4 protein-coding genes are annotated in these 4,859 nt (G+C 66.6%); 2 read left to right on the top strand and 2 right to left on the bottom strand.

The genetic code is table 11. The features are described 5' to 3' along the window. Positions 1-123 precede the first annotated feature (123 nt). Positions 124-894: a rhomboid family intramembrane serine protease gene (locus tag RWO33_RS19125; protein WP_314106900.1), complete on the bottom strand. Its 771-nt coding sequence runs from the start codon at positions 892-894 to the stop codon at positions 124-126. A 97-nt stretch (positions 895-991) separates the two neighbouring features. After that, positions 992-1,948 (bottom strand): TerC family protein, encoded by a 957-nt coding sequence (locus RWO33_RS19120; RefSeq protein WP_145480453.1) that lies wholly within the window; start codon positions 1,946-1,948, stop codon positions 992-994. 277 nt (positions 1,949-2,225) lie between these two features. On the opposite strand from RWO33_RS19120, the gene RWO33_RS19115 reads away from it, so the two are divergent. After that, the gene (locus tag RWO33_RS19115; RefSeq protein WP_314106896.1) at positions 2,226-3,398 is read left to right on the top strand and encodes a class I SAM-dependent rRNA methyltransferase; all 1,173 of its coding nucleotides are present in this window, start codon (positions 2,226-2,228) and stop codon (positions 3,396-3,398) included. A gap of 135 nt (positions 3,399-3,533) precedes the next feature. Next, the coding region (locus RWO33_RS19110) for a dipeptidase (RefSeq protein ID WP_314106894.1) at positions 3,534-4,859 on the top strand (1,326 nt) is incomplete at its 3' end.

Here is a 4,859-nt window from a genome sequence, read left to right as displayed (position 1 = left end):
GTCGCACTCATAGAGCGGCCGGGGGGGGCGCCGCGGGGGCCGCCCCCGGGCGGGCGCGACGGGGACCGGCTCTGGGGGTCGACGCCCGGTTCGCGGCGGCCGTGGCCCGACCCAGGCGGTACCTCACCGTTCGTCCGGCCGGCGGAAGGGCAACACGACGAAATCCTGCCCTTCGCGCGGCTGCCACAACACCGGCACGCGGTGCGGGGAGGGCGGCTCGAGGTCGCTGTCGCGCTGCACGTCCAGCTCGTCCTCGTCTTCTTCTTCCCAGCTGTAGCGCTTGCGTGGGGCCATCGGGTCGGAGAGACGGAACAACAATGCGCTGACGATGCCGGCCAATGCGCCGCCCATGTGCGACTGCCAGGACACGCCCGGCTCGTGCGGAAGGATGGTGATCAGCATGCTGCCGTAGAACAGGAAGGCAATCAGGCCGGCGGCAATGGCCGGGCGGTCGCGGCGCAGCAGGCCGAGCACGAACACCAGGAACATCAGGCCATGGGTGATGCCGCTGGCGCCGAGGTGGCGGCTGCCGATATCGCCGAGCAGCCAGGCGCCCAGGCCCGAGCCGATCCACAGCAGCGGGAAGGCCCGCAGCGTTGCCTTCGGATAGACGCTTCCTGCCAATGTGCCAAGAATCAATAGTGCAAAGCTATTGGCAGCGAGGTGCTGCACCGAGCCATGCAGCAGCGGCGCACCCAGAATGCCCAGCAGCCCCGCCGATTCCAGCGGAGCGACGGCCCATGGCCGCCAGTCGAAGTGGTCCTGCGCGGTGAACACCGCCACCAGCACCAGCACGAAGGCCAGGCTGAGGTTGAACGCCCGCATCACGCGACCGCGGTCGGTGCGGGGAGAGACCGGCGGCTCGCCGGCAGGCTGGGGCAGATTGGCGTTCATACGCTAGGGATTGCGACGCGCAAGCCTGAACACAAGGGCAACGCGACGGGAGACAGAAGTGCCGCCGACGGGACAATCCCGCCGGCGGCGATCAGGGTTACGCCTCGCCGGTCTTCGGTGGGTTCTTCAGGCTCAGTACCACGGTGGTGGCGATGATCAGCGCCACCACGCCCAGCGAAATCGGGGTGGGGATCTTGAAGATGTCGATCAGCATCATCTTGATGCCGATGAACGCCAGCACCAAGGCCAGGCCATACGGCAGCAGGTGGAAGCGATCGGCCATGCCGGCCAGCAGGAAGAACATCGCGCGCAGGCCCAGCACCGCGAACACGTTGGAGGTGAGCACGATGAACGGGTCGGTGGTGATGGCGAAGATGGCCGGGATGCTGTCCACCGCGAAAATCACGTCGGTCACCGCGATCAGGATCAGCACCACGAACAGCGGGGTGTACCAGCGCTTGCCATCGCGCATCACGCTCATGGCATTGCCGACATACTCGGGCAGCAGGCGCAGGTGCCCACGCATCCAGCGCAGCGCCGGGTTGGCTTCCAGATCCGGCTCCTTGCCGGCGGAGAACCACATCTTCCACCCGGTGAAGAGCAGGAACGCGCCGAACACGTAGAGCAGCCAATGGAACTTGGTCAGCAGCACACTGCCGGCGAAGATCATGATCGTTCGCAGCACGATGGCACCCAGGATGCCGATGATCAGCACCTTCTGCCGCTGTTCCTCAGGCACCGCGAAGTAGCCCATGATCATCAGGAACACGAAGATGTTGTCCACCGCCAGGGCCTTCTCGACCAGGTAGCCGGTCAGGAACTCCAGGCCCACCTTGTTGGCCACCACCTGGCCCGCGGTCTCGTTCAGGTAGTACCAGAGGCCGCCGTTGAAGGCCAGCGCCAGTGCGACCCAGCCGACCGACCACCACAGGGCCTCCTTGAAGGTCACCTTGTGCGGCCCGCCGTGGCGCATCAATACCAGATCGACCAGCAGCGCGATGATCACCACCGCGCCGAAGCCGCCCCACAACCACAAATTACCGATCGTCTGCATGGTCTTGTCCGTTGAATGAATGAAATGCCTCAAGCCGGACGGCGAGGATCTGCAACGGAGGATCGGAGGGGATCCGGGGACAGAGCTTCGCCATGCGGCGAAGGTCTCGCTCGCAGTCCCACCGGGTGGGACTGCCGTTGCACCGGAGCCTGCGGGCTCGAATTGACGGCGACAACGTCTGGGAGCTACTCCCCTTCTGGCGCCGATTCTGCGGGCTGAATGGGCTGCCGTCAAATCGGCGGCCTGCCGGGCGCTGGCGCCCGTCTACAATAGGCAGATGAATACTGCCCCCACTCCCGTAGTCCGCCTCAAGAACGCCTGGCGCTCCAGCCACCCGTGGATTTTCCAGAAGCTGGTTGAAAAGCCTGCCGTCCGCCCGAAACCCGGCGCCATCGTCGACGTGGTCGGCGTGGATGGGGAGTGGATCGGGCGTGGCTTCTACAACGGTCATTCGCGCATCGCCGTGCGTATCCTCGAGACCGACCAGCGCGTCCCCGTCGATGCCGGCTGGTTCTCGCGGAAGATCGCCCAGGCGGTGTCGCTGCGCCGTGATGTCCTGAAGCTGGACACGGTGTCCGACGCCTGGCGCGTGGTCCACAGCGAGGGCGACGGCCTGTCCGGCCTGGTGGTGGACCGCTACGGCGACCTGGTGGTGGTGGAGTTCTTCGCCGCGGGCATGTTCCGCCACCGCGAGTGGGTCTACGAGGCGCTGCGCGAGCAGTTCCCCGGCTGCCGCTTCCACAGCTTCGCCGACGAACACGTGCAGAAGCAGGAAAGCTTCGACTTCCACGGCAACACCACCACCGAAGCGGCGGTGATCACCGAGTACGGCGTGAAGTTCCGCGCCGACCCGGCCGGCGCGCACAAGACCGGTTTCTTCGCCGACCAGCGTGAGAACCGGCAGTGGCTGAGCCAGGAAGTGGAAGGCAAGTCGGTGCTGGACCTGTGCTGCAACACCGGTGGCTTCGCGGTGTATGCCGCCGCGCGCGGTGCCTCGGACGTGCTGGGCATCGACATCGATGAAGACGTGATCGCCATTGCCAAGGGCAATGCGCGCCTGAACAACGTGCGCCCGCGCTTCGTGCAGTCCGACATCTTCCCGTGGCTGCGCGACGCGGCCAACCGCGGCGAGCAGTTCGACGTGGTGATCCTTGATCCGGCCAAGATGACCCGCGATCGCGACCAGGTGATCACCGCGCTGAAGAAGTACCTGGACATGAACAAGCTGGCGCTGGGCGTGGTCAAGCCGGGCGGCTTGTTCGCCACGTTCTCGTGCACCGGGCTGGTGTCCGAAGAGCAGTTCCTGGACATGCTGCGCCGCGCGGCGTTCTACTCCGGCCGCACCATCCAGATCCTGAAGGTGTCCGGCGCCGGCCCGGACCATCCGTTCATGGCGCACGTGCAGGAATCGCGTTACCTCAAGGCCGTGTTCTGCCGCGTGCTGGATTGATTCCGGGGTGCCGACCCACGGTCGGCACGCAGGGTCCGTAGAGCCACGCCCTGCGTGGCTGCGCGGATATGATCGAAGCCCAGCCACGCAGGGCGTGGCTCTACGATCTTCGACAACCCAATGAAGAGAGGCGTCATGACGTTGCGCAGTCTGTCCCTGCTGGTCTCGCTGGCGCTGTGCGCGCCGCTGTCCGCCCATGCCATCGAGTTCTCCGCACAGGAGCTGGCGCGCGCTGCCACCCTGCAGAAGAAGCTGCTCACCCTCGACAGCCACCTCGACACGCCGGCCAACTTCCACCGCGACGGGTTCAACATCGCACAGCGGCACGACCACAACGCGCTGTCGCAGGTGGATCTGCCGCGCATGCGCGAAGGCGCGCTGGATGGTGGTTTCTTCGCCATCTACACCGACCAGGGCGACCGCAGCCCCGCCGCACACCGCCAGGACCGCGACGCTGGCCTCCTGCGGCTGATGGAAATCCGCGAAATGCTGGCCGCGCATCCCGACACCTTCGCGCTGGCGCTGACCGCTGCCGACGCCGCGCGCATCAAACGCGAAGGAAAGCGCGTGGTCTACATCAGCATGGAAAACGCCAGCCCGCTGGTCGACGACCCGTCGCTGCTCGGCTTCTACCACCGGGCCGGGCTGCGCCTGCTGAGCACCGTGCACTTCGCCAACAACGAATTCGCCGATTCGGCCACCGATCCCAAGGGTGCCGAATGGAACGGCCTGAGCCCGGCCGGCAAGGCGCTGGTCGACGAGGCGGTACGCCTGGGCATCGTCATCGACCAGTCGCACGCCTCCGATGCGGTGTTCGACGACCTGATCCAGCGCATGCCGGTGCCGTTCGTGCTGTCGCACAGCTCGGCCAAGGCAATCCACGACCACCCGCGCAATCTCGATGATGCGCGACTGAAGCAGCTGGCAAAGGCCGGCGGCGTGATCCAGGTGAACGCCTATGGCGGCTACCTGATCGACACCGGCAAGAACGATGCTCGCAAGCAGGCCGAAGACACGCTGATCAAGCAGCTGGGCGGCGATTACGACGGCATGGCCATCGAGCAGGGCGTGGCCTTGAAACAGGGCCTGGCCGAGATCGATGCGCGCCTGCCGCTGCGCAAGGCGACACTGGACGATTTCTTCGCCCACTTCGAGCACATCCTGGCCGTGGTCGGGCCCGAGCACGTGGGCATCGGCCTGGACTGGGATGGCGGCGGCGGACTGGCCGACCTGCAGGACGTGAGCGAGCTGCCGAAGATCACCGCGTGGCTGCTGCGCAAGGGATATACCGAGAAGCAGATCGCAGGGATCTGGGGTGGCAACCTGCTGCGTGTGCTGCAGCAGGCGCAGGATCATGCGGCGGTAGCGCCGGCCGGTGGCCGGCGCGCCAGAACCGTTGGGGGAGAGCCGGGGGCGGGGCCCCGGCCGCGCGCACCGGCGAACCCCCCCGGGGGGGGGTAC

Source organism: uncultured Stenotrophomonas sp. (assembly GCF_963519925.1).
GTDB lineage: Bacteria > Pseudomonadota > Gammaproteobacteria > Xanthomonadales > Xanthomonadaceae > Stenotrophomonas > Stenotrophomonas maltophilia_AE.
Note: the sequence above shows the minus strand (reverse complement) of the source record. Positions and strands in the feature narration are given on the sequence as shown.